Origin of the sequence: Cupriavidus sp. P-10, assembly GCF_003402535.2 — a bacterium.
Lineage (GTDB): Bacteria > Pseudomonadota > Gammaproteobacteria > Burkholderiales > Burkholderiaceae > Cupriavidus.
The window spans coordinates 2,333,257-2,355,753 of sequence record NZ_AP025171.1 but is presented as its reverse complement, the minus strand read 5'-3'; the positions used below and the strand labels follow the sequence as shown (position 1 = coordinate 2,355,753).

Annotated in this window: 22 protein-coding genes; 7 read left to right on the top strand and 15 right to left on the bottom strand. The window is 68.0% G+C overall.

What is annotated here, in order from left to right:
• Positions 1 to 31 precede the first annotated feature (31 nt).
• From CTP10_RS27450 to CTP10_RS27430, 5 genes are all read right to left on the bottom strand, one after another.
• The gene (locus tag CTP10_RS27450) at positions 32 to 739 is read right to left on the bottom strand and encodes an ABC transporter ATP-binding protein (protein WP_116319482.1); all 708 of its coding nucleotides are present in this window, start codon (positions 737 to 739) and stop codon (positions 32 to 34) included.
• Positions 726 to 1,490: an ABC transporter ATP-binding protein gene (locus CTP10_RS27445; protein ID WP_012356559.1), complete on the bottom strand. Its 765-nt coding sequence runs from the start codon at positions 1,488 to 1,490 to the stop codon at positions 726 to 728. Before CTP10_RS27445 ends, CTP10_RS27450 begins: the two co-directional genes overlap by 14 nt.
• Positions 1,483 to 2,511, bottom strand: coding sequence for a branched-chain amino acid ABC transporter permease (locus tag CTP10_RS27440; protein ID WP_116319483.1), 1,029 nt, complete (start codon positions 2,509 to 2,511; stop codon positions 1,483 to 1,485). Before CTP10_RS27440 ends, CTP10_RS27445 begins: the two co-directional genes overlap by 8 nt.
• A gap of 13 nt (positions 2,512 to 2,524) precedes the next feature.
• Positions 2,525 to 3,388, bottom strand: coding sequence for a branched-chain amino acid ABC transporter permease (locus tag CTP10_RS27435; RefSeq protein ID WP_116319484.1), 864 nt, complete (start codon positions 3,386 to 3,388; stop codon positions 2,525 to 2,527).
• Between the two features lie 115 nt (positions 3,389 to 3,503).
• A complete protein-coding gene (locus tag CTP10_RS27430) occupies positions 3,504 to 3,632 on the bottom strand; it encodes a hypothetical protein (RefSeq protein ID WP_271815817.1) in 129 nt (42 codons plus the stop codon).
• Between the two features lie 420 nt (positions 3,633 to 4,052).
• Between CTP10_RS27430 and CTP10_RS27425 the strand changes: the two genes are divergently transcribed.
• On the top strand, positions 4,053 to 4,355 hold the full coding sequence (locus tag CTP10_RS27425) for a hypothetical protein (protein WP_116319485.1): 303 nt from the start codon (positions 4,053 to 4,055) through the stop codon (positions 4,353 to 4,355).
• An 80-nt stretch (positions 4,356 to 4,435) separates the two neighbouring features.
• Here CTP10_RS27425 and CTP10_RS27420 read toward each other — a convergent pair whose 3' ends face one another.
• Complete coding sequence (locus CTP10_RS27420) at positions 4,436 to 5,464, bottom strand: TGS domain-containing protein (RefSeq protein ID WP_116319486.1); 1,029 nt, start codon at positions 5,462 to 5,464, stop codon at positions 4,436 to 4,438.
• Positions 5,465 to 5,489: 25 nt separating this feature from the next.
• Complete coding sequence (gene amrS / locus CTP10_RS27415; protein ID WP_233528120.1) at positions 5,490 to 6,701, bottom strand: AmmeMemoRadiSam system radical SAM enzyme; 1,212 nt, start codon at positions 6,699 to 6,701, stop codon at positions 5,490 to 5,492.
• 221 nt (positions 6,702 to 6,922) lie between these two features.
• On the opposite strand from amrS, the gene CTP10_RS27410 reads away from it, so the two are divergent.
• Positions 6,923 to 7,900 (top strand): IclR family transcriptional regulator, encoded by a 978-nt coding sequence (locus CTP10_RS27410; RefSeq protein WP_233528121.1) that lies wholly within the window; start codon positions 6,923 to 6,925, stop codon positions 7,898 to 7,900.
• Between the two features lie 3 nt (positions 7,901 to 7,903).
• Positions 7,904 to 8,716 carry an SDR family oxidoreductase gene (locus tag CTP10_RS27405; protein WP_116319488.1) on the top strand — a complete coding sequence of 271 codons (813 nt, stop codon included), beginning with the start codon at positions 7,904 to 7,906 and terminating at the stop codon, positions 8,714 to 8,716.
• A 42-nt stretch (positions 8,717 to 8,758) separates the two neighbouring features.
• On the opposite strand, the gene CTP10_RS27400 is transcribed toward CTP10_RS27405, so the two are convergent.
• From CTP10_RS27400 to CTP10_RS27390, 3 genes are all read right to left on the bottom strand, one after another.
• Entirely contained in the window at positions 8,759 to 10,150 is a 1,392-nt protein-coding gene (locus CTP10_RS27400) for an MFS transporter (RefSeq protein WP_116319489.1), read from the bottom strand.
• 167 nt (positions 10,151 to 10,317) lie between these two features.
• Positions 10,318 to 13,923, bottom strand: a complete 3,606-nt coding sequence (locus tag CTP10_RS27395; RefSeq protein ID WP_116319490.1) for an ATP-binding protein — start codon at positions 13,921 to 13,923, stop codon at positions 10,318 to 10,320.
• A gap of 26 nt (positions 13,924 to 13,949) precedes the next feature.
• Positions 13,950 to 14,597, bottom strand: coding sequence for a response regulator transcription factor (locus CTP10_RS27390; protein ID WP_116319491.1), 648 nt, complete (start codon positions 14,595 to 14,597; stop codon positions 13,950 to 13,952).
• Between the two features lie 446 nt (positions 14,598 to 15,043).
• Between CTP10_RS27390 and CTP10_RS27385 the strand changes: the two genes are divergently transcribed.
• A complete protein-coding gene (locus CTP10_RS27385; protein ID WP_029044829.1) occupies positions 15,044 to 15,208 on the top strand; it encodes an FmdB family zinc ribbon protein in 165 nt (54 codons plus the stop codon).
• Positions 15,209 to 15,385: 177 nt separating this feature from the next.
• Positions 15,386 to 15,637, top strand: a complete 252-nt coding sequence (locus CTP10_RS27380) for a hypothetical protein (RefSeq protein ID WP_116319492.1) — start codon at positions 15,386 to 15,388, stop codon at positions 15,635 to 15,637.
• Positions 15,638 to 15,665: 28 nt separating this feature from the next.
• Here CTP10_RS27380 and CTP10_RS27375 read toward each other — a convergent pair whose 3' ends face one another.
• Both CTP10_RS27375 and folE read right to left on the bottom strand, forming a co-directional pair.
• Positions 15,666 to 16,109 (bottom strand): BLUF domain-containing protein, encoded by a 444-nt coding sequence (locus tag CTP10_RS27375; protein ID WP_116319493.1) that lies wholly within the window; start codon positions 16,107 to 16,109, stop codon positions 15,666 to 15,668.
• A 60-nt stretch (positions 16,110 to 16,169) separates the two neighbouring features.
• Entirely contained in the window at positions 16,170 to 16,916 is a 747-nt protein-coding gene (gene folE / locus CTP10_RS27370; protein ID WP_116319494.1) for a GTP cyclohydrolase I, read from the bottom strand.
• Positions 16,917 to 17,252: 336 nt separating this feature from the next.
• On the opposite strand from folE, the gene CTP10_RS27365 reads away from it, so the two are divergent.
• Positions 17,253 to 17,414 (top strand): arsenite efflux pump ArsB, encoded by a 162-nt coding sequence (locus CTP10_RS27365; protein WP_116319616.1) that lies wholly within the window; start codon positions 17,253 to 17,255, stop codon positions 17,412 to 17,414.
• Positions 17,415 to 17,458: 44 nt separating this feature from the next.
• Here the strand turns inward: CTP10_RS27365 and CTP10_RS27360 are convergent, their stop codons facing one another.
• From CTP10_RS27360 to CTP10_RS27350, 3 genes are read right to left on the bottom strand one after another with little or no spacing between them, the layout of a single operon-like run.
• Positions 17,459 to 18,712 carry an arsenic transporter gene (locus tag CTP10_RS27360; protein ID WP_116319495.1) on the bottom strand — a complete coding sequence of 418 codons (1,254 nt, stop codon included), beginning with the start codon at positions 18,710 to 18,712 and terminating at the stop codon, positions 17,459 to 17,461.
• A 47-nt stretch (positions 18,713 to 18,759) separates the two neighbouring features.
• Positions 18,760 to 20,907 carry a penicillin-binding protein 1A gene (locus CTP10_RS27355; protein ID WP_116319496.1) on the bottom strand — a complete coding sequence of 716 codons (2,148 nt, stop codon included), beginning with the start codon at positions 20,905 to 20,907 and terminating at the stop codon, positions 18,760 to 18,762.
• A gap of 43 nt (positions 20,908 to 20,950) precedes the next feature.
• Positions 20,951 to 21,916 carry an alpha/beta hydrolase gene (locus CTP10_RS27350; RefSeq protein ID WP_116319497.1) on the bottom strand — a complete coding sequence of 322 codons (966 nt, stop codon included), beginning with the start codon at positions 21,914 to 21,916 and terminating at the stop codon, positions 20,951 to 20,953.
• Between the two features lie 204 nt (positions 21,917 to 22,120).
• Here CTP10_RS27350 and CTP10_RS27345 point away from each other — a divergent pair, with 204 nt between their 5' ends.
• The gene (locus CTP10_RS27345) at positions 22,121 to 22,363 is read left to right on the top strand and encodes a hypothetical protein (RefSeq protein WP_116319498.1); all 243 of its coding nucleotides are present in this window, start codon (positions 22,121 to 22,123) and stop codon (positions 22,361 to 22,363) included.
• Positions 22,364 to 22,497: the final 134 nt, after the last annotated feature.

The window sequence follows — 22,497 nt, the reverse complement described above, 5'->3', positions numbered from 1 at the left end:
TTGTCAGTTGCGGCGGTCTTGCGATTGACTTTTACCCGCCGATATACGCCTTCCGAATCCCCTCATCCTTCAGCAACGTATCCCTGTCCCCCTCCATCACGATCCGCCCGCTCTCGATCACATAGGCGCGATGCGCGATCCCCAGCGCCGCGTAGGCGTTCTGCTCCGCCAGCAATACCGTCGTCCCCGCACGGTTGATGCGCTGGATGATCTCGAACATCTGCTTGACCACCAGCGGCGCCAGCCCCAGCGACGGCTCGTCCAGCAGCAGCGCGCGCGGCCGGCTCATCAGGGCGCGGCCCAGTGCCACCATCTGCTGCTGTCCGCCTGACAGCGAGCCGGCCGGGTCGTCTTTCTTCTGCTTCAGGATCGGGAAGAGTTCATAGACTTCCTCCAGCGTCTTGCGGATGCCCGCACCATCGCGCCGGTGCACGTACGCGCCCAGCACCAGGTTCTTCTCCACGCTCATCGCCGGAAAGAGCTTGCGTCCCTCCGGGCAATGCACCAGCCCCGCCTGCACGATCTGCGATGGCTTCATGCCGGACAGCTCGCGCCCGTCGAAGCGCATGCTGCCGCCACTGATGCGGTGGATCGCGCTCATCGCCAGGAAGATCGAGCTCTTGCCGGCACCGTTGGCGCCCAGCAGCACCACCAGCTCGCCTGCCGCGGCGTGCAGCGTGATGTTGTCCAGGGCACGGAAGCTGCCGTACGACAGCGAGACGCGTTCAAGCTGCAACATGGTCGGCTCCCAGGTAGGCCTCGATGACATGCGGATCCTGCTGGATCTGCGCGGGCGTGCCTTCGGCGATCTTCTCGCCGTAGTTCAGCACCATGATCTTGTCTGCCAGCCGCATGATCATGTCCATCTTGTGTTCGATCAGGCAGACGGTCTTGCCATGGCGCACCATCTTGCGGATCAGTTCGGCGAGACCCACGGTTTCCTCCGGGTTCACGCCGCCCGCGGGCTCGTCGAGCAGCAGCAGTTCCGGGTCCGTCGCCAGCGCCAGCGCGAAGGCCACGCGCTTGCGCGCTTCCTGCGTGATATCGGCGGCGACTTCATGCGCCAGGTGCGACAGGCCGACGAAGTCGAGCGCGGCTTCGGCCTTGTCGCGGCACAGGCGTTCCTCTTCGCGCAGGCGGCGCGTGTTGAACAGCACGTCGCCCAGCCCCGAGCGCGTGCGCAGCCGGTGGCCGACGATCAGGTTGTCGAGCACCGTGGCGCGGTCGAACAGCGCGGTCGCCTGGAAGGTGCGCGCCACGCCCAGGCGCGCGATCTGGTCGGCGCGCAGGCCGGCCACGTCCTGGCCCTTGAACAGGATCTGCCCGGAGGAGGGGGCGTGCGTGCCTGCCACCAGATTGAAGAAGGTCGTCTTGCCGGCGCCGTTGGGGCCGATGATGGCGTTGATGTGGCCCTGCTCGAAGGTCACCGAGACATCGTGCACCGCGGTCAGGCCGCCGAATTTCTTGGTCAGGTTGCGAATCTCAAGCATGGTCGGCTCCGGCGCGGGTGGTCGGGACAGCGTGATTGCCGGTAACGGCGGGCTGCGTGGGCTTGCCGCGGCGTGCGGCGGCGGCCCTGCGTGCCTGCTTCTTCAGCCAGGAGCCCACGATGCCGTCCGGCACGAAGATGATCAGCAGGATCAGCACCGGGCCGAACACCAGCATGCGGTAGTCCTGCATGAACTGCAGCGACTGCGTGATCCACGGCACCAGCACCGCGCCCAGCAGCGGCCCGAACAGCGTGCCGATGCCGCCCACCAGCATCGACATCACCATGTCGAAGGTCAGGTCGGTGCGGGCAATGTCCGGACCCAGGAAGCGCACCTGCCCGGCATACAGCGCGCCGGCAAAGCCCGCGTAGCCCACCGACAGCACGAACGACAGGATCTTGGTGCGCATCAGGTTGATGCCCAGCGCCTCGGCCAGCGCGTCGCTGTTGCGCACGGCCATGAAGCTGCGGCCCAGCAGCGAGGTGACGATCCGGTGCATCAGGAACGTGCCCGCCGCCAGGAAGAACAGCACCAGGTAGTACTGCGCTTGCACGCTGTCGAACGCCAACGGCCCGATCGCCGCCGGCACCGGGATGCCGATCAGCCCGACGGTGCCATGCGTCAGGCTTTCCCATTTCTCGATCACCAGGTAGATGATGTAGCCGATGCACATGGTGAAGATCGAGAAGTAATGGCCCTTCAGCCGCAGCGAGACCACACCGACCACATAGCCCAGCACCATACACACCACGCCGGACAGCGCAAACGCGAGCCAGAACGGCACCTGGTGGTCAACGGTCAGGATGCCCAGCGTGTAGGCGCCGATCGCCATGAAGCCGCCGTGCGCCAGGTTCAGCTGGCCGGTGTAGCCGGTGATCAGGTTCAGCCCCAGCGTGGCGAGGGCATAGATGAAGGCCAGCGTCATCACGCTCAGGTAGTAGCTGTTGGGCGTGACCAGCGGGAACGCGATGGCCAGTGCCAGCAGCAGCATCCAGCCGGTCTTTCCTTGCAGTGCTTTCATGTTGTGCGCCTCCTCAGGCTGCCTTGGCGGCAAACAGGCCCTGCGGCCGGATTGACAGGATCACCACCAGCAGCACGAAGGCGATGATGTCCTTGTAGTCGGTGGAAACGTAGAAGCCGCCGAAGCTCTCGGCCATGCCGATGATTAGCCCGCCGACGATGGCGCCCGGGATGCTGCCCATGCCGCCCAGGATGATGATGACGAAGGCCTTGGTGATGACCAGGTTGCCCATGCTCGGGTAGACCAGGTTGATCGGCGCGTACAGCGTGGCGGCGATCGCGGCCAGTGCGCCCGAGATGGCGAACACCAGCAGCGTGACGCGCGTGGCGTCGATGCCGACCAGCGCGGCGCCTTCGCGGTTCTGCGCCATCGCCATGATGGTGGCGCCGGTCATGGTGCGCGTGAGGAACAGGTGCAGCAGCACCATCAGCGCAAAGGCGGCGCCGATGATCAGCAGGCGCTGCAGGGGCGCGGTCAGGCCGAAGACGTCGACGATCTGCCCATACGGCGTCGGCATGCGGTGGAAGTCCGCGCCCCACAGCGCCTGCGCGCCGGCCTCCAGGAACAGCAGGATGCCGATGGCCGCGATCATGTCGTGCAGCTCGGGCGAATTGCGCAGCGGGTGGAACACCAGCCGGTCGGCCAGCATCGACAGCACGGCCACCACCAGCGCGGCGCCCACCATGGCCAGCCAGTAGTTCAAGCCCAGCGATGTCATCAGGTAGTACGACACGTAGGCGCCGGCCATGTAGAACGCGCCGTGCGCGAAGTTGGGCACGTGCAGGATGCCGTAGACCAACGTCAGGCCAAGCGCCACCAGGCTGTAGACGCCGCCCAGCGTCAGGCCGTTGAGTATCTGTTGTAGGAACAATGCCACGGGGTTACCTCATGCGGTTCGCGAATCGGAAATCCAGGCACGCGCGGACAAGGCCCGGGCGTGATCCCTCGCGGCAGCGCCGGGCGCTGCCACGCAAGAATTCGGGGCGTGTGGATCAGGCGCGCGGCGTGCGCGCTGTATAGCGGGCGCCAGCGCCAGGCTGGCGCGGGCAGGTCGGCGTGGCCGGGATCGCGCCGCGACGGCTACGGGGCGGATGCGCGGACGCGAGGTGCGGATGCTGCATGGACTGTCTCCTGTGCGATGCGGCAACGTGGCCGCCCGGCTTGCCGGGTAACGCTGCGCCGACGAGGCCGGCGGCAGCGAAAGCCCGGTGACGAGGTGTCGGGAGTATTCCCGCACGGTCGTTCGTTTTCACCGACTTTTGCATAGGCTTCGCGGCATCGTCAAGGAAACCGGTGGAGTATTCCGCACAGCGAAATAGCGGCGCCAGTGCTGGGGGAATGACCTCGGGAAAGCCCTGAGGGAGCTGGGATGGAATGCCCACTAGCCGTTTGTGCCACGCCGTTCCACAGGCCGCCGCCGTCCCTGATTGATGGCTACTCCTGGAAGCTCCAGGCGTATTAACATGGGAATGAGCAGATTGCGGCGGCTGCCAGCGCTGATAACGTTCACGCCACGATCTTCCGCGCGATGGGAGAAAGACATGGCAACTTACGAGTTCAAGGACAAGGATCTCCAGTTCCTGGCCCAGGGCGCTGATTCCTGTTTTGTGTCGCCTGACACGGCTTTCGTTGAATGCGCGGACAGCCATCCGGCGTTCACGGTGACATGGCCGGAGAGCGGGGCGATGGTGATGACCCTCAAGGTGCAGATTCGGGCAAGCCAGTACGCCAGTTACCTGACGGATCCGTTCAGGGGACGAGAAGTCCTGCGCAAGGCAGTCGAAGATCGCCTCGCGCTGATCCACACAGTGAAGACCGGACTCCTGCTCGCTCCCGATATCTAGGGCTTGTCGCCCTGCCGGAATCGCTCCAGTGCGGCGGTCAACCTGAAGCCGGCTGTGCCGCCCGCCGCGCGGGCCGGCACCTACGCATGCAGTTCCACCACGTCCCGATCGGCTACCGGATGATCGGCGCCCACCTGCTGCCCGCTGAACTTTCCGCTCCCCCAAATGCGGGCGAACTTGAACGTACGCGCGAGATCCGGGTGCACCCGCAGGGCGACATCCAGCACGGTGTCGCCGCGGCGCATCGTAAATGGCCGACTCTGGTCGACGGGCTTCCCGGGCGCCTTGGTGTAGACGCGCACGATGCTCAGAGCCCCGAAAAGAAACGGACCGATCCCGGCCAGTCCTTGTCCGCGGGTTGCCGAGGTTGCGAGCGCCGGAAAATGTACGCCGAGCAGGTCTTCGAGCACGGCCGCGTCCTCCGGGCTGGCGAGATCGGCCTTGTTGGCCAGCAGCAGCGCAGGGAGGTGAACACTGAACGGGTCAGCCGCCGCCGATTCCCCCGATGGTGCCGATGCGGCAGTGCTGTCGGCCTGGCCCGGCCAGCGCTCCGACAGGTTAATCCTTGCCTCGGCGAGTCGCTGGAGCATCAGCGCCAGCTGTTCTGTACAGTCTGGCGCGCTCAGGTCGACCACGAGCAGTACGCCGTCTGTCACCCGCACGATATCGGTGAGCCCGGGTTGCATGAATTCGGCTGAGACAGGTGGCAGATCCACCAGCTGAAAGGCAATGTCCTCGAACTGCAACATGCCGGGAACCGGCAACTGGGTCGGGTGGGGGTAGGGCCCGGCTTCGCTGCCCGAGCCAGTCAGCCGCGCGTGCAGGCTGGATTTTCCCGCGCCGGACGGGCCGATCAGACAGAGCTGGGCCGCGCCTTCAGCATGCACTGCATGTGACGGCCCCCTGTGCGCCGCCTTCCCGTGGCCCGCTGATTCCTGGGTCAGTTCCCTGATCCGCGACTTGATATCGGCTTGCAGACGCTCCGTCCCCTTGTGCTTGGGGATGACACGGAGCATCTCCTTCAGGCATTCGAGCTGCTCGCGCGGCTGGCGTGCCAGCCGGTAGGCTTGTTCGGCCTGCTTGTATTCGGGGGTGAGGTTTGCTGGCATGGGCCGTCAGTGCTGCATCACTGGCCTACGTTCCGACGTGCACAGGAATCCGGCGCCGCCCGTAGTGATGCCTGAAATGCCCGAAGCAGCCGGCAACCGGCTCAAAGCAATCCGGGCAGGTTCCGGTGGGCGTGAGGCGATAGCTATCGATCGCATGCCAGTCGCGCACGATCAGCGGTGCACGGCAGGCGGGGCAGTAGGTGGTTGCGCCTTCAGTGTCGTGGACGTTGCCGGTGTACACGTAACGCAGCCCCTCATCGATCGCGAGCTTGCGGGCATGCGCAAGCGTGGAGAACGGCGTGGGCGGCACGTCGCGCATCCTGTAGTCTGGATGAAACCCCGTAAAGTGCAGCGGGATGTCGGTGCCAAGTTCTCTCGCGATCCACCGGGCCTCAGCGCGGATCTCATCATCGCTGTCGTTCTTGCCGGGAATCAGCAGCGTCGTGATCTCGAACCAGACTTTGGTTGCGTGCTTCAGGTACAGGAGCGTATCCAGCACCGGTTGCAGATGCGCGCCGGTGAGTGCGACATAGAACGCGTCGGTAAAGCCCTTCAGGTCGACGTTTGCCGCGTCCATCCTGCTGTAGAAATCGCGTCGTGCCTGCTCGCCCATATACCCGGCGGTCACCGCCACCGCCAGGATGCCGAGTTCGCGGCAGGCATCGGCGACGTCCATCGCGTACTCGGCGAAAATCACCGGGTCGTTATAGGTAAAAGCCACGCTCTTGCAGTCATGGGCCGCCGCCGCTTCGGCGATGGCTTCGGGCATGGCTGCCACGGCCAGTGTCTCCATTTCACGTGATTTGCTGATATCCCAGTTCTGGCAGAACTTGCAGGCCAGGTTGCAGCCCGCCGTGCCGAACGACAGGACGGCGCTGCCCGGGTAGAAGTGGTTGAGCGGCTTCTTTTCAATCGGGTCGATGCAGAAGCCGGATGAGCGGCCATAGGCGGTCAGCAGCATCCGGTCCCCAAGCCGCTGGCGCACGAAGCAGGCGCCGCGCTGCTCGTCATGCAGGCGGCAGTGGCGCGGACACAGGTCGCACTGCATGCGGCCATCGTCCAGGAAATGCCAGTAGCGACCGGGATACGTTCCCGGAGAGGGCTCTTCGATTGCCGTCATGGCATATCCCTCCCGAAGCGCCCAAAGCGACTCAATCGCCAAAGGGCAGTTCCATTCTAGACCGCGGTTCGCGCCCCTGGCGGCAGGCGGGTCCGGCAGGTAAGTGCTTGATTCCATTGGGACGTATCTGCCCGCTACTGCGCCCCGCCTCTGCGCTCGCTCTGCCCCCGTTACTGCGCCTGGTCCTTGCGTCTCAGGAAGGGTGCTAACACCTTGATTTGAATCTATAAGTCCCGTTATTGGCTCACATGTTTTTGCTACATAGCGGTGCCAGGTCCGGGCAGGAAACTGCTATCAAGAGTCCTCTGCCGTTGCCGCAAGCCGTCGCCGCCTGCCTCATGAAGCGCTCCACCACCATCCCGACTCCGCCACCTGACGCTGCCCATGCGCTTGCGCCGGCTGACGCGCCGGCGGGTCCGAACTGCGCCGACGACCGCAACTTCGTCACGGCGCTGGCGCGCGGCATGGAGCTGCTGCGGGCCTTCGGGCCGCAGGACGATTACCTCGGCAATGCCGAGCTCTCGCGCCGCACCGGCATCCCGCGGCCGACCGTGTCGCGGCTGACCTACACGCTGGCCACGCTTGGCTACCTGACCTATATCGAGGGTTCGGAGAAATACCGGCTCGGGCAGGGCGCGATGGTGCTGGGCCATCGCTACATCGCCGGCGCGGGCATCCGCGAGATCGCGCAGCCGCTGATGCAGTCGCTGGCTTTCGCCACCGACTGCACGGTGGCGTTGGCGATGCCGGACCGGCACGCCATGGTCTACCTGGAAAGCTGCCAGCCGCGCGGCGCGCTGGTGATCCGGCTGGCGCCGGGTGCGCGCCTGCCGATGGCGACCTCGGCGATCGGTCGCGCCTGGCTGGCGGGACTCGACGCCGGCCATCGCGAGGCCGCGCTGGGCGAGCTGGCGCGCCACTACGGCACCCGCTGGCCCGCCGTGCGCAGCGGCATCGAGCGGGCGCTGCAAGACCATGCCCGGCGCGGCTTCTGCGTCGCGCACGCCGAATGGGACCGCACCGTCAGCGGCGCCGCCGCGCCGCTGCGGCTCGCGGGCAGCAGCGAAGTGCTGGCGATGAATATCGGTGGCTCCGCGGCGCGCCTGTCGCCGGAGATCCTGGAAGGCAATCTCGGCCCGCGCATCCGCGACCTGGCCGGGACCCTGCAGGCGCGCCTGTGGCAGCCCGGCGGCGCGCGCGCGTCGATGCGGCTGCCAGCGGATGCGCCCGAGGCGGGCGCGTGTGCCGCCAGCGAGCGGCCACCAACGAATGACGCGGTGACACACCCATATCAACAAGGATCAATGAGGAGATAGCGCATGGAAGTACGCAACAAGTCCGTCGTGGTAACCGGTGCGGCCACCGGCATTGGCCGCACGCTGGCGCTGGCGTTTGCACAGGCCGGAGCGCGTGGCGTGGCCGTGGCTGATCTGAACGAGGCCGGCGCCGCCAGCGTCGCCGCTGAAGTCCAGGAGGCCGTGCCGTCGTGCCAGGTGTTCGCGCAAGCGGTCGACGTCGCCGACGCGAACGCGGTGCAGGCACTGGCCGACGAAGCCACCCGCCGCTTCGGGCAGGTCGATATCTTCTGCTCCAACGCCGGCATCATCCTGCGCAAGGGCCTCGACGCCGGTGCCGAAGAATGGCAGCGCATCTGGGAAATCAACGTGATGGCGCATATCCATGCGGCGCGCGCGGTGCTGCCGCAGATGCTCGAGCGCGGCGACGGCTACTTCATCAACACGGTATCGGCGGCGGGGCTGCTGTCGCAGATCGGCTCGGCTCCGTACGCGGTGACCAAGCACGCGGCGATCGGGTTTGCCGAATGGCTGTCGATCACCTACGGCGACCGCGGCATCAAGGTCAGCTGCATCTGCCCGCAGGGCGTGCAGACCAACATGCTGTTCGGCGAGAAAGGAGAGCGCAAGGGCTTCCTGCAGGAGGGGTCGGTCACCGCCGAGCATGTTGCCGCGGTGACTCTCGAGGGCGTGGCCGACGAGCGCTTCCTGATCCTGCCGCACCCGGAGGTGCTGGAATACTACCGGCGCAAGGGCCAGGACTACGATCGCTGGCTGCGCGGCATGCGGCGCCTGCATGACAAGGTGATGCAGGAGTTCGGCGGCATCGCGGTGTAGAACCGCACAGGGCCTGCGGCCGCGGGCTCTCGCGTGTCGTCCTCAGGCGTCCGGTTCGGCCGCCGCCTGCGCATTGCCTTCGCCGCTGGGATCGCGCAGCCGGCTCAGGCTGATGATGGCGCCGACGGTCGCGACCGCCGCCGCCACATACAACGCGACCCGCGCAGCGCCGTCCGGCACCAGGCTGAACAGCAAGGCCACCACCGCCGTACCGGTGGTCTGCCCCAGCAGCCGCGTGGTGGCCTGCGCGCCGCTGGCACCGCCGCTGCGGGCCGGCGGCGTGGCGCCGATCATGGCGCGGTTGTTGGGTGACTGGAAGAAGCCGAAGCCGGTGCCGCACATCGCCATGCGCCACGCAATGTCGAGGCTGCTGGCATCCGGTCCCAGCGTAGCCAGTCCCACCAGCCCGCCGGCCAGCATGGCCAGCCCGAGGCCCGCGAGGATGCTGGCCGGGTAGCGGTCCGAAAGCCGCCCCGACAGCGCGGCCATCACCGCCACCATCAGCGGCCAGGGCGTGATCAGCAGCCCGGTCTCCTGCAGCGAGCGGCCAAGCTGGTATTCGAGGTAGAAAGGCAGCGCCACGAAGGACAGCATCTGCGTCATGAAGGAGCAGAACGAGGTGCCTACCGCCAGCGTGAAGGACCGGCTGGCAAACAGGTCCACCGGCACCAGCGGCGCGGTGCGGCCCCGCTGGCGCCGCACCAGCAGCCATCCCAGCAGGATTGCAGCGACAAGCCCCGCGACGCCGATTGCGCGCCAGCGGGCATGGCCGAGCCCATCCACGCTCAGGATAAACAGGCCGAACACCAGCGCCGACAGCAGCGCACTGGGATAGTCGAAGTCGCGAGGCTGCGGCGGCGTCTCCGGCAGCGAGCGCCGGCTCATGGCCAATGCAAGGATTGCCACCGGCACGTTCACCGCGAACAGCCACTGCCAGCTGGCCACCGCCAGGATCATGGCGCCCAGCGAAGGCGCCACCGCAATGGTCACGCCAACCACCACCGCATTCAGCCCGATGCCGCGACCCAGCTTCGTGGGCGGGTAGATAAAGCGCACCAGCGCGGTATTGACGCTCATGATGCCCGCGCCGCCAATGCCTTGCAGTACGCGCGCCGCCACCAGCATGGGCAGGTTGACCGACAGCGCGCACAGCAGCGAGCCCACCAGGAAGGTAGCGAGCCCGACGCGGTACACGCGCTTGTAGCCGAGGATGTCGCCCAGCGACGACAGCGGCAGCAGGCACACCGTCACGGTGAGCTGGTAGGCGTTGACGACCCAGATAGTGCTCGACGGCTCGGCCTGCAGCTGGCGCGAGATGGAGGGCAGTGCGATGTTGGCGATCGATCCATCGAGCACGGCCATGATCAGGCCGAAGAAAACGGTGAGGATCGCCCAGGTGCGTTGCGGCTGGGGGAGGCCTTGTTCTGGCTGCATGGGGGAAGACATTGGAGACAATGGCGCGCCCGGAAAGGCGGGGGGATGGCGGGCCATCGCGCGGCCCCGCCATTATCGTCCTGCGTGGCGGTACTCGCAAATCCGCCAATTGTGGTAAGGCGTGCCGGCAAGGCACTTGCGGGCACTTGCAGGCACGCTAGGGCGCGCTAGGACGCGGCGCCAATGTTTTCGATGTAGCTGCGCAGCCGCTCGCGCAGCGCCGCGGCAGCGGCGGCGATCGCGGGTGTCCAGGCTCTGGCCGCGACGCACAGCGATTCCAATGCCCGGCACTCGCGTACGATCGACTTGCGGCGCACGATCATGAAGGCGCCGGCCACGGAATGTGTCCAGCGCCGCAGCGCAGCCAGCTCGCATTGCGCGATGATGTGCTCAAGTTCTGGCAGGTCCTGCCGCAGCTGGGTGCGCAGCATGGCTTCATAGCGCTCGCGGTCGGCGGCGCCGGCATCCGCGCCGGCGTTGCCCTCGGCATCGGCATGGGCCGGGCAGCAACCAGGCAACCTGCGCAGGCATGCCTGCAGGTCCTGCAGCGAGGCCGGCTTGGACACATGGCCGGCGAACCCGCGCTGGCGCCAGCCGGTCGTCCACTCGCTGCCCGCGAACGCGCTGAACGCCAGCACCGGCACGCCGGCATGCCGGTCGCGCACCGCTTCCAGCAGTTCGTAGCCACTCATGCCCGGCATCTGGATGTCGGTCAGCAAGGCGTCGACCGGCGTGGTCTCCAGCACGGCAAGCGCCTGCTTGCCGTTGCTGACCACGATCGGCTGATAGCCGAGTGTCTGCAGCTGCTCTGTGACCAGGGCCCGGTTCAGCGGGTTGTCCTCGGCCACCAGGATGGTTGCCAGCGGCGTGGCTTGGGCTGGTGGAGCCTGCGGCGCCGCGGGCGCGATGCTGCCATTGCTGACGGCATGGTCTGGCGCATGGGGTAGTGCATGGGGTAGTGCATGGGGTAGTGCATGAGGTAGTGCATCGCTGGGGCGGTCGCTGACCGCGGCGGGCAGAGCCTGCGCAGCGTTGTCGGCTGCCATGGCTACGCACGCCAGCAACGCATGATGGCTGTAGGCCGTGACCTCGAGAATCCCGGGCGCGCGCTGGCGCGGGCGATGGGGGCCGTCCGGCGTGACCCATGCCACCGTGGCGGCGGCCGCTTCGAGCAGCGTGGTGAGCGCGGCCAGCGGAAAGTCGTCGCTGGCGACAATGACCCGGGCGGGCTTGTACGCCAGGTATTCCTGCGCCGCTGCCAGTGATGCCAGCCAGTTCGCGCGCCAGCCTGCGGCTTTGAGCCATGCTGCAAGGTTTTCCCCGATGCGCGCATCCTGGCACAGCACCAGCACATCGCTCCGCGGCGCAGTGGTGTCAGCGTGCCCGGCGGCCGGGTGCGCCGCCGGCGTGACCCGCACCGGCAGGCGCACCGTGAAGGCGCTGCCGATATCGGGAACGCTCGCCACCGTGACGCTGCCGCCCATCAGCTCGCACAGCCGCGCGCAGATCGACAGCCCGAGCCCGGTGCCGCCATGGCGCCCGGCGCCGACGCCATCGCCCTGCACGAACGGCTGGAACACCCGCTCCACCAGCGACGGCGGCATGCCGATGCCCGAATCGGCGACGCGGCAGACCAGCTGGGGTACGCCCTGGCCGTCAGTGCACAGTTCCGCGCTGAAGATGATGCGTCCGCTGGCGGTGAACTTGAACGCGTTATTCAGCAAGTTGTTGAACACCTGTACCAGCCGCGTGCTGTCGCCAGTGATTTCCACGTCGAGCGACGGCGACAGCAGGAGTTGAAAGCGCAGCGGCCGGCCCGCCATCATCGGCGCATAGGTCAGTGCCAGGCTTTCGAGTGCGTCGATCGGGCGGAAGGGTTCTTCGAACAGTTCGAGCTTGCCGGCATCGATCTTGGAGAAGTCCAGCACATCGTTGACGATGCGCCGCAATGCCTCGGCGGCCGCGTCAAGCGCTTGCAGGCGCGCCGCATGCGGCTGCAGCCCCGGGCTGCGCGCGAGCAGCTCCAGGTTGCCGAGCAGCGCATTGAGCGGCGTGCGGATCTCGTGGCTCATGGCGGCAAAGAAAGTCGAGCGGGCGCGCATCATGGACTCCGTGGCCTGTTGCGCCGAGCGCAGCTGGTCCTCCAGCGCCTGTTGTGCGGTACAGTCCAGCACCGCGCAGAACAGCACGTCGTCATCGCGGTAGCGCGCCGGCGCATAGGTGATCTGCAGGAAGCGCCTGGCGGCGTTGGCGGCGATGGTGGCGTTGGTGGCGTTGGTGGCGTTGGTGGCGTTGGTGGCGTCGGCCGGCAGTGCGGTACCGTCGACCTGCACGGCGTTCGATGCGGCTTCGTCCGCCGGGGCCGCTGCCGGCGCGGCGACAGTCAGGCTGGCAATGGCGGCAGGACCGTCGCCGCGGCGGCACGCTTGCGCCCCGAAAGCTTGTACCAGCGCGTCGGGCATTTGCATGGAGCCATGCAGCTGCAGCAGCATGTCGGCTCGCTGGTTGCGCATCAGCACGCCATAGTCGCGTTGGCGCACGATGCACAGGCCGACCGGCGTGGCGCTGACCAGGATATGCGTCATCAGCTCGCTTTCCAGCGCGCGCGAGGCTTCGGCGTGCGTGCGCCGCAGCAGGTGGCGGCTCCAGTAGCGCGCGGTCAGCACGATGCCGCCCACCAGCACCAGCATGGCCGCCGCGATGCCTGCGAACTCTGCGGCGAGCGCTGCGGCCAGCATCCGGTAAGGCAGGAAGTACACCAGCAGGCCAAGGCCCGCCTGCAGTGGCTCGACCAGCAGCACGCCATTGCCGGTGTACAGCAGCGTATCGTGATCGACGTGGCGCGCCCGCGCAGCCAGGTGGTAAATCTGGGCGGCCGACACCACGCCCTCGCGCGGCGACACGCCGATGATCTCGTCGGCTTCACTGACCAGCAGCAGCAGCGCCGGCTTGCCTGGCCGGTGCAGGTTCGTCAGAAAATCCTGAACCGGGATGCAGGCGGCGACCAGCGTAGTCGGCCTGTCGCCGGCGTAGGCGGCACTGACCAGCATCATGACCGGGGTATCGTCGACCGGGTGCCGCAGCGGACCGATCCACACCGGCTGGTCGCGCGTCGGCACGGCATGGCCGGTACGGTCCAGCAGCGCTTCGGTCAGGCGCGTGCGCAGCAGCGGGATCAGCGTGGGATCGAGCGCCATCGGCGCGCGCGCGCCGGCTTCGGGCTGGCGGATGACCACGGCGCTGTCTTCGTCCAGCGCGACGGCATAGGCATCGTGATCGAGGCCGAATGCCAGCTGCGTTGCCATGGTGGCCAGCGCGATATGGCGCAGCTCCGCGAACTGCGCCGGCAGCCTTGCGCCCCAGGCTTGCCGCGTGCCGGCGGCGGCGAGCAGGTGGTAGTCCTTGCCTACCGCATCGACGTGGATACTGGCCGCGCCGATGCGCCGGAACGATTCAACGGCGGCATCGAGCGCCCGCTCGGGGGCAGGGGCTTCGCGCTGGTAGCGGAGCGTCAGCACGCTGCGCCGCAGGAACGACGCCTCGTTCTGCAGCAGTTGCGACAGCGCCGCCATGTACTGCGCGACGTGCCCGCGCCGGTAATCAAGGTGCCGGCCCGCGGCCAGCCCGGCCAGCAGCAGGCCGGAGAACACCACCACGGCGATCAGCACGGCAATGGTGGCGGCGTAGCGCTGCAGCTGGCGCCGGGATTGCTCGGCCAGCTTATCGAAGGCGCTCGCGAGCGATTCGCGCGTGCGCTCCACGGTCGATTCCATCGGCGCGTGTTCAGGCCGGTGCCGCGTCAGATAAGGCCATTTTCGTACGCGTAGCGGATCAGCCCGGTGTTGGTCTGCACGCCGAGCTTGCGCATGGCGATCGTCTTCTGGCTGGAAATGGTGCTGACCGAGCGTCCGAGCTTGTTGGCGATGTCCGCGAGCTGGATTCCTTGCGAATACAGCCTCACCACCTCGAGTTCGCGCAGCGTCAGCTCGGTCGCCGGTGCCGAGGCGAGCGCGGCGCTGTCAAGCATGGCCTGCGCCGAAGGCGAGCAGTAGCAGCCGTCGCTGGTGGCAACCTGGACGCAGGCGCGCACCACTTCATCGATCGGATCCTCCTTGCTGACGTAGGCGCGCACGCCCAGCTTCATGGCGCGGCGGATGATGGCGGCGTTGGCCTGGGCGCTGAGCACCACGATGCGGGTGCGCGGATGGCGCCGTGCGAGCCGGTTCAGCAGGTTGAAGCCGTCCAGCGATGCATCGCCGCGGCCCATGCAGAAGTCGGTGACGGCAATGCCGGCGGGCTCGCGGTCGAGCGCGGCCAGCAATTCCGTGCCGTTGCCGCAGGTGCTGCCGACCTGGAAGTTGGGCGTGCGCTGCAGGCAGTCGCGCAGCGCGGCCATGACCAGCGGATGGTCGTCCGCCAGTGCGACACGGATGATCTGGTCGTACATCGTTTTCGGGTCCTCGGGTTCTCGACGCTTGCTGGCCCGGGGCACCTGCCGGCGCCACGGCATCACGGCGAATCCGCATTCTGGCTATGTTCCCGGCGCCCCTGAATCGTAATTCGGCTAGTTCACGGTCACTGCCGTCGTGCCAGGCCGGCATGAGGTGTACAAGGGTACGGTCTGGCCCCCACGCCTTTACGGCGAATTGCACGGTGGCAGCGCCATTGATCCGCGGTTCGCGCGCCATGGCATTTGCGTGACATCAATGCACGGCGGAAGTGAACCGCCGACGACATGCGGCGAACGCCAGCGGGAGTCATCGAACTTTCACGCTTGGTGCACGCGAACCCTGTCCTAGAATGAAGCTGACACGCGCCCGCGGCCATCATGCCGCGCAGGCCCGGCTTGCGCCGGGTGGCGCTTGCGGCGCGTGCCGCGTGGGGGAATTTGCCATGCCCGTCTATCAATACCGCTGCGAGAAGTGCGGCCATGTGTTCGAGAAAACCGAGCATCTCGCGGAACATGCCTCTGCCCATCCGAATTGCCCGAACTGCGGCAGCCAGTCCGTCCAGCACGCACCGGCCCCGTTCGTGGCAGTGACCCAGCGCAAGAGCTGAGCTGTAACAAAGTCCCAGAAGATTTGCGCTCCGCCGCGAGGCCGCAGCGGGGCGTTGGCGTGCATGCCGCCGGGCGATGCCGGCCGCATGCCTGATCGGTGTTTTGCGTGGTGCATGCACGGCCACGCGCGTTCACGCTGCGCGCAAGCGGCGATCTCAACCTTGACGGAGGATGCCATGGCTACGAGACCGTTTTCCCAGTTTCCCGCCGACGAGCAGCAACAGGTAACGCAGGCGTGCATGCATGTCGGCATCACGCAGGAGTCGTTCCAGATCACGGACGAGGGCGACGGCGAGGCTCGCCGCGTCAGCGTGAAGCGGCTGGGCACGGACGCGGTCAGCGTCTATGAGGCCGGGCCGGGCTCGGCATGGGTCGAAGAGTTCGAGAGCGATCTCGAATGCGGCCTGTTCGGGCGGGTGGCGGCGTAGCGCGGACGGACAGGGCAGGCAGCGCGGCTCAGTGCCGGCCGCGCTCCCCCAGGCGCGAAACCACGGAGGCGCCGGCAATCAGCTCCTTGAGCAGCGCCAGCGAGGCCGCGCCGCCGGTGCGGAACGGGTCGAGTTCGGCGCGCGCCGAGAACTTCAGCAGCGTCGCGGTGTTGATGCGTGCCGCGTTGACCTGCCCCATGGCCCAGCCGGCGAAGTCGCGCGTGCAGGTTTCCTCGAAATGCAGCAGCGTCACGTCCTGGTGGCGCGGATCGCGCGCGATCGACTGGAACAGCTGCGAGACCTCCTGCCGGTCGCCTTCGAGCGCCTGCAGGAAGATGCCGTTGCCGTGGCACAGCACGCCGGTGATGCCGTGGCGCGGGTTGCGCTCCAGGCTGGTGGCCAGGATCGCGTCGAGCAGGGCGGTGTCGATGGCCTGGCGGGCACGGCTGGCATAGATCAGGCGGACTAGCATGGTCGTGGCGGTTCCGTGATGGCGTGGATAAGGGGCGGATGCTGATTCAGGAGCAGGCGCCTAGCCGCGGTTGTTGTTCAGCAGCGTGAGGAATTCGCGCCGCAGGCTGTCGTCCTTCAGGAACGAGCCGCGCATCACGCTGTTGGTCATCTTGGCGTCGGTGTCGCGCACGCCGCGCCAGTGCATGCAGAAATGCTCGGCCTCCATCACGATGGCGAGGCCGTCGGGGTTCATTTTTTCCTGCAACAGGTCGGCCACCTGCGCCACGGCTTCTTCCTGGATCTGCGGCCGGCACATGATCCATTCCGCCAGCCGCGCGTACTTGGACAGGCCGATCAGGTTGGAATGCTGGTTGGGCATCACCCCCACCCACAGCTTGCCGATGATGGGGCACAGGTGGTGGGAGCAGGCACTGCGCACGCGCAGCGGGCCGACGATCATCAGCTCATTCAGCTGCCCGACGTTGGGGAACTCGGTCACCGCCGGCGGCTTCGCGTAGCGGCCGGCGAAGATTTCCTTCAGGTACATCTTGGCCACGCGCCGCGCGGTTTCCTGCGTGTTGTGGTCGTTGTCGACGTCGATCACCAGCGCGCGCAGCACGCCTTCGATGCGGGACTGGACCTCGGCCTGCAACTGCTCCAGCTCGCCCGGCTCGATATAGCGGGCGATATTGTCGTTGGCGTGGAAGCGTTCCTGCGCCGCCTGCAGGCGCGCGCGGATCCGCTCGGAGACGGAATGGGCCGGGTCGCCGGCCGCCGCGTCGGCCGGGTGGAGGTCATGCGCGTGGCGCGCCGCGTCCTTGGTCATGGGTAGCGTGGTGGGTTGCGGAGATGTCCGGCACGGGCGCCGGCGGGTGTGCCGGGTTCACTATATGGCAGATGCGGTGGCCCGACAACCTGCCCGCCCGGCGCCAGACGGGCGGTTGTCCGCTGCCGGACGCGCCGCATACAGCACACCCGCGCGTGGCTCCGTGAATAGTTCGTGACAACGCTCAACCCCGCGCCGCGCAACGCCGACAAGCCCACATAATGCCTGCAAACATCAGCCGCCCGCCACCTGATGGCGGGCGTACCGGAAGTTGCGGCCTTACTTCTTGTCGGGAACAACGTGACCTTGCCGATTGCCTTTCCGTGCAGCAGCCTGATGCTGCTCCATGTCGTGACGGTACCGCTGCCGGCAACGCCGGTGGAAACGGGCGTGGCGGAACACCACGCCAGCGCCGCCCGTGCCGGCATGCCCGGCCTGCGGCGGCCACTTGCGGTGGGCGCGCGCGCACCGGCGGGCGGGCGTGCCGCCACCGGCTGAGGCGCGCGGCGGCGTGCCGCGTTGGCTTAGGTCCCCGGCAACAGCTACCAGAGCAGCAGCGCCAGCGCCGGCACCATCGCGGCCGGCATGACGATCGCGCCGACGCGCAGGAACTGGCCGGCGCTGACCATATGCCCCTCGCGGCGCAGTGCGGTGAGCCACAGCAGCGTGGCCAGCGAGCCGGTCACCGACAGGTTCGGGCCCAGGTCGATGCCGATCAGCACCGCGCCGGTGACCGCGTGCGACGCATTGCCCGCGGTCAGCGCCGATGCCGCGATCAGCCCGGCCGGCAGGTTGTTGGCGATATTGCCCGCCAGCGTCACCAGTCCGCCCGTCGCCAGCAGCGCAAGCACGCCGCCATCGCGCGAGGCTGCCGCGACCGCGTCGGCCAGGTGGCCGATCACCGCGGTCTGCTCCAGCGCGGCTACCAGCACGAACAGGCCAGCCACCATCGGCAGCACGCTCCACGAGACTTCGCGCAACGCCGGCGCCAGCAAGTCGCGCCGGGTGGCGCAGACCAGCAGCAGCGTGGCCACGCCCGCGGCGCAGGTGGGCCAGCCCAGCTCGCTGCCGCGCAGCGACGCCACCAGCAGCGTGATGCCGGTCAGCACGATCCCCAGCGCGGTCAGCCACGCCTGCAGCGATAGCGGCGGCACCGGGACGTCGCTGCCGATCGGCTCAGCCAGCGCATGGCGCTGGGTCCACCACAGCGCAGCCAGCGTCGCCAGTATCGCGGCCAGCGACGGCAGTGCAAAGCTTGCCAGCCATCCCGCCAGGGGCGGCATGCGCTCGCCGAAGATCACCAGGTTGGCCGGGTTGGAGATCGGCAGCACGAAGCTGGCGGCGTTGGCGATGAACGCGCACGCGTACAGGTAGGGCAGCGGATGGCGCACGCGCGCCGCGCGCGTGGCGGCCAGCACCGCGGGCGTCAGCACCACCGCGGTGGCATCGTTCGACATGAACGCGGTGACCAGCGTGCCGAAGCCATATACCAGCAGGAACAGCCGCAGCGCCGAGCCGCGCGCCTGGCGCACCGCCAGCGCCGCGACGTGGTCGAACAGGCCGGTCTTGCGGGCCAGTTCGGAGATCAGCATCATGCCGGCCAGGAACAGGTAGACGTCGTAGCCGCGCATCACCGCAGCCAGCGCGTCGGGCAGCGCCAGCAAACCGGTAACGCACAGCAGCAGCGCGCCGGCGGCGGCCCAGAATGCCTCGGGCAGGCGGAAGGGACGGAACAATACGCCGGCGGTGGTCAGCGCGGCGACCGACCAGATCAGCAGCGGGCTGTGGCTGGACATCGAAAAAAGACTCGCAGGTAGGGTGAGGCGGCAGGAATGCGTGGAGTTTACAGGCCGTCCCGGCTGGCGGATACGGCGGGCGCGGCCACCGTGGCAGGCGCCGGCACGCCGGTGGCGTTGCCGGGAAGCTGCTTGGCTGCGGCAGATGGTGCGGCAGAGGGCACGGCGGCCGGCGCGGTCGGGATGGCAGGGTTGCTGGCCACCGGCGCCGCGACAGGATCTGCTGCCGGTGCCACCTGCGGATCCGCCGGCGGCGGGAAGCCAAGCGAAGCGATGCCACGGCTGCCGTCCGCATACTCCGCATAGATCCAGTCATTGCCCGCGCGCACCACGCCCGCCGGGGCGTCGGGATCCGCCTCGGGGACGCCGGCGAGCCGTCCTTCCATGTACGCCGCCCACACCGGCAGCGCCGTGGTGGCGCCGAACTCATGCTCGCCCAGGCTGCGGTTGTCGTCGTAGCCCATCCATGCCACCGTGACTACGCCGCCGGCATAGCCGGCGAACCAGCCGTCCATGGCTTCGTTGGTGGTGCCGGTCTTGCCGGCCACGTCGTCGCGGCGCAGGTAGCGGCGCACGCCCGCGCCGGTGCCTTCGTCGACCACGCTGCGCAGCAGGCTGTCCATCACGAAGGCATTGCGCGCGCTGATCACGCGCGTCGGCGCTGCGGCACCATCGGCGCCGGTGTGGGCTGCTTCGAACAGCACGTTGCCCTCGTTGTCGGTGATGCGCTCGATCAGGTAGGGCTCGACGCGCTGGCCACCATTGGCGAACACGCCGTAGGCCGCGGCCAGCCGCAGCGGCGAGGTGGTGCCGGTGCCGAGCGCCAGCGGCAGGTAGCGCGGCAGCCGTTTGGGCGAGAAGCCGAAGCGGCTGGCGAACTCCACCACATAGGGAATGCCGATCGCCTGCAGCGTGCGGATCGCCGGCAGGTTGCGCGATTCGGCCAGCGCCTGGCGCACGGTGACCGGCCCGATAAAGCGGCCGTCGTCGTTGGACGGCTGCCAGCGCGACGAATTGGCCAGGGGTGCATCGTTGATGACCGTGCCGGGCGACACGCCGCGCTCCAGCGCGGCCGCGTAGACGAAAGGCTTGAAGGTCGAGCCCGGCTGGCGCAGCGCCTGCGTGGCGTGGTTGAAGCGGCTGGCGGCAAAGTCCGCGCCGCCCACCATCGCCTCGATCGCGCCGGTATTGCTGTCAAGCGACACCAGCGCCGCCTGCGGCCCCTGCGCCAGCGTCGGCGCCGCCTTGCGGTGGCGGCGCGCGTAACGCTGCAGTCCACCGGTCACGGCATCGTAGGCCAGCGTCTGCCGCACCGACGACACCGTGGTGTAGATGTTCAGGCCGCGCGTGTAGGCTTCGTCGCCAAAGCGCTCGCGCGCCAGCTGGCGCGCCAGTTCGGCCACGTACTCGGCATGGCCGCCGAAGCTGCCGGGTGTTTCGCCGGAGATCGCCAGGCGCTCGGCGCGGGCCGCGCGGTAGTCGTCCTGGCTGATCATGCCGAGCGCCAGCATGCGGCCCAGCACGTATTCCTGGCGGCGCTTGGCGCGCGGCAGGTTCACCACCGGGTTCATGGTCGACGGCGCCTTGGGCAGTCCGGCCAGCATCGCGCTCTCGGCCAGCGACAGCGCCCCCAGCGGCTTGCCGAAGTACGCGTGCGCCGCGCTGCCGAAGCCATAGGCGTGCTCGCCCAGGTAGACCTGGTTCATGTACAGCTCGAGGATGCGGTCCTTGGGCAGCGACTGGTCGATGCGCCAGGCCAGCAGCATTTCATACCACTTGCGTGCCAGCGTCTTCTCGCGCGACAAGTAGAAATTGCGCGCGACCTGCATGGTGATGGTGGACGCGCCCTGGGCGTAGCCCTGGCCGAAGTTGGCCAGCGCGGCGCGGAACAACCCGGGGATGTCGACGCCCTCGTGCTCGTAGAACTGGTCGTCCTCGGCCGCCAGCAGGGCCTGGACCATGCGCGGGGGGATTTGCTCGAAGGGGATGAACTCGCGGTGCTCGCTGCCGAATTCGCCGATCTGCACGTTGTCGCTGGTGTAGATCCGCAGCGGCACATCGGGGCGGTAGTCTCGCAGGGCGTCGACCGGTGGAAGCTGCCGCAGGCTCATCACCGTGGCAAATCCGGCGAGCAGGCTGCCGGCCGCAGCCAGCGCCAGTACAGCGCCGCCTGCCTTGACTGCGATTTTTTTCATGCGCGCATTCTACCTGCTCCGACCGGCCTCAACGGCGCAGCGGTCATCGGGTGGCGGCCAGCGGCAGCGGGCTGCCGCTGTCGTCCCGCTCGGCGGGCGGGGCGCTGGAGTCCGGCACGGCATGGAGCGCCGGCGCAGGACCCGCGGCGGCGCTGTCCGGGTCCGGCTGCGCCGGCGTGGCCGCCGCCAGGCGCAGCCTCGCGTCGCTGTGCTGGCGCGCGAATTCGCCCAGCGACAGCCAGGTCTGCTGCTGTTCGATGATGGTGAAGTGATCGGTGCCGGGCATGGTCTGCAGCGCGACCGGACCCGGCCAGGCCGCCATCAGCCGCTCGGAGCAGACATGCGGCACGACCTCGTCCGACTCGGCCAGCAATACCTTGGTGCTCTGCACGACCTTCTTGCAGTGCGAGATCGAATCGAAATGGTGGCGCATCAGCTGCCGCAGCGGCACCAGCGGGAAGCGCTTGCGCACCAGTTCCAGCAGCGAGTCGTAGGGCGTGATCAGTTGCAGGCTCTCGAATTCCTGCAGGTCGGCCAGCTGGATCGCCACGCCGGTGCCCAGGCTGCGGCCGACCACGTGCACGCGGGTGCCGGGAAAGACACGCCGCACATGCAGCAGGAACTGGCTGGCGTCGGCGACCGCCGCCGCTTCAGACGGCATGCCGTCGGAATGGCCCAGCCCGCGGTAGTCATAGGTGGCGAAGGCCATGCCGCCTGGCAGCCAGCGCGCGTATTGCAGCGTATCCAGCACATCCTCGCCGCGTCCGGGCAGGTAGAACAACAGGTCCTGCACGCTGTCGCCGGGCGCGTGGTAGATGTAGCCGCGCACCACGCCGCCTGGAACGACATGCGAATAGCCGATGATGCCCTCCGGCAGGTCGCGCGGCGGACGCCGGCGCGCGTCGAACAGCAGGCGGTCCTGGTTCAGCGACAGGTAGGTCCAGTAGCAGGCGAAGCCGCTGGCGGTCATCAGCGCGGCGGCCAGCGCATGGCGGGTCTTGAATTGCATGGCAAGTCTTCAGGAGCGCGGCGGGCGTGGCGCCGGGGGGCGCCGGCCATGCCGCCCAAGCTGCGCAGCCTACCTCATTTTTGTCGGGACCGAGCGCGCAGCGCAAGCCAGGCCGCGCAGTTCTTGTACGATATGCCTCATACACGCGCGCCCACTTCCCACTCCGGCATCCTGGCCGACGGCGCGCCCAGGGAGCAAACAGGCATGAGCGAACAGAAAGACGAGCAGTTCCGCGCTGAAGAGGCGCAGGCCATGGAGCGCATAGTCGCGGCCACGCGCCAGGTGCAGGTGGCATTCACCGCGCTGCAGGCCCACTACCCGCCGCAAGGCAGCGGCAAGCCATCCAAGCTCGCGCTGCAGACCTTCGATGCGGCGCTGCAGGCGCTGGAGGACGCCCAAGCGACGTTCGACGAGATCCTGAACGACCTGCTCGACGAAAAACGCTGACCCCGGGGCCCCGGGGGCGGCGTGGTTCCGTACACGGCCAGTCCGCTGTGATAAGGTTGCCGGACAACAGCCGCCCGGCCGGCCGCAGCGTCCGCGTGTGCGGTCTGAGTGATCTGTAATCGGGACGGCAAGGC

Bases quoted from the DNA above. Each gene is read 5' to 3' on its own strand.
- CTP10_RS27390 (WP_116319491.1), bottom strand. From the start codon at position 14,597: ATGTACGACCAGATCATCCGTGTCGCACTGGCGGACGACCATCCGCTG.
- CTP10_RS27420 (WP_116319486.1), bottom strand. From the start codon at position 5,464: ATGCCAGCAAACCTCACCCCCGAATACAAGCAGGCCGAACAAGCCTAC.
- CTP10_RS27355 (WP_116319496.1), bottom strand. From the start codon at position 20,907: ATGAAAAAAATCGCAGTCAAGGCAGGCGGCGCTGTACTGGCGCTGGCT.
- CTP10_RS27425 (WP_116319485.1), top strand. From the start codon at position 4,053: ATGGCAACTTACGAGTTCAAGGACAAGGATCTCCAGTTCCTGGCCCAG.
- CTP10_RS27360 (WP_116319495.1), bottom strand. From the start codon at position 18,712: ATGTCCAGCCACAGCCCGCTGCTGATCTGGTCGGTCGCCGCGCTGACC.
- CTP10_RS27445 (WP_012356559.1), bottom strand. From the start codon at position 1,490: ATGCTTGAGATTCGCAACCTGACCAAGAAATTCGGCGGCCTGACCGCG.
- CTP10_RS27405 (WP_116319488.1), top strand. From the start codon at position 7,904: ATGGAAGTACGCAACAAGTCCGTCGTGGTAACCGGTGCGGCCACCGGC.
- CTP10_RS27350 (WP_116319497.1), bottom strand. From the start codon at position 21,916: ATGCAATTCAAGACCCGCCATGCGCTGGCCGCCGCGCTGATGACCGCC.
- CTP10_RS27400 (WP_116319489.1), bottom strand. From the start codon at position 10,150: ATGCAGCCAGAACAAGGCCTCCCCCAGCCGCAACGCACCTGGGCGATC.
- CTP10_RS27345 (WP_116319498.1), top strand. From the start codon at position 22,121: ATGAGCGAACAGAAAGACGAGCAGTTCCGCGCTGAAGAGGCGCAGGCC.
- CTP10_RS27365 (WP_116319616.1), top strand. From the start codon at position 17,253: ATGCTGCTCCATGTCGTGACGGTACCGCTGCCGGCAACGCCGGTGGAA.
- CTP10_RS27410 (WP_233528121.1), top strand. From the start codon at position 6,923: ATGAAGCGCTCCACCACCATCCCGACTCCGCCACCTGACGCTGCCCAT.
- CTP10_RS27430 (WP_271815817.1), bottom strand. From the start codon at position 3,632: ATGCAGCATCCGCACCTCGCGTCCGCGCATCCGCCCCGTAGCCGTCGC.
- CTP10_RS27380 (WP_116319492.1), top strand. From the start codon at position 15,386: ATGGCTACGAGACCGTTTTCCCAGTTTCCCGCCGACGAGCAGCAACAG.
- CTP10_RS27385 (WP_029044829.1), top strand. From the start codon at position 15,044: ATGCCCGTCTATCAATACCGCTGCGAGAAGTGCGGCCATGTGTTCGAG.
- CTP10_RS27450 (WP_116319482.1), bottom strand. From the start codon at position 739: ATGTTGCAGCTTGAACGCGTCTCGCTGTCGTACGGCAGCTTCCGTGCC.
- CTP10_RS27375 (WP_116319493.1), bottom strand. From the start codon at position 16,109: ATGCTAGTCCGCCTGATCTATGCCAGCCGTGCCCGCCAGGCCATCGAC.
- amrS (WP_233528120.1), bottom strand. From the start codon at position 6,701: ATGGAATCAAGCACTTACCTGCCGGACCCGCCTGCCGCCAGGGGCGCG.
- CTP10_RS27395 (WP_116319490.1), bottom strand. From the start codon at position 13,923: ATGGAATCGACCGTGGAGCGCACGCGCGAATCGCTCGCGAGCGCCTTC.
- folE (WP_116319494.1), bottom strand. From the start codon at position 16,916: ATGACCAAGGACGCGGCGCGCCACGCGCATGACCTCCACCCGGCCGAC.
- CTP10_RS27440 (WP_116319483.1), bottom strand. From the start codon at position 2,511: ATGAAAGCACTGCAAGGAAAGACCGGCTGGATGCTGCTGCTGGCACTG.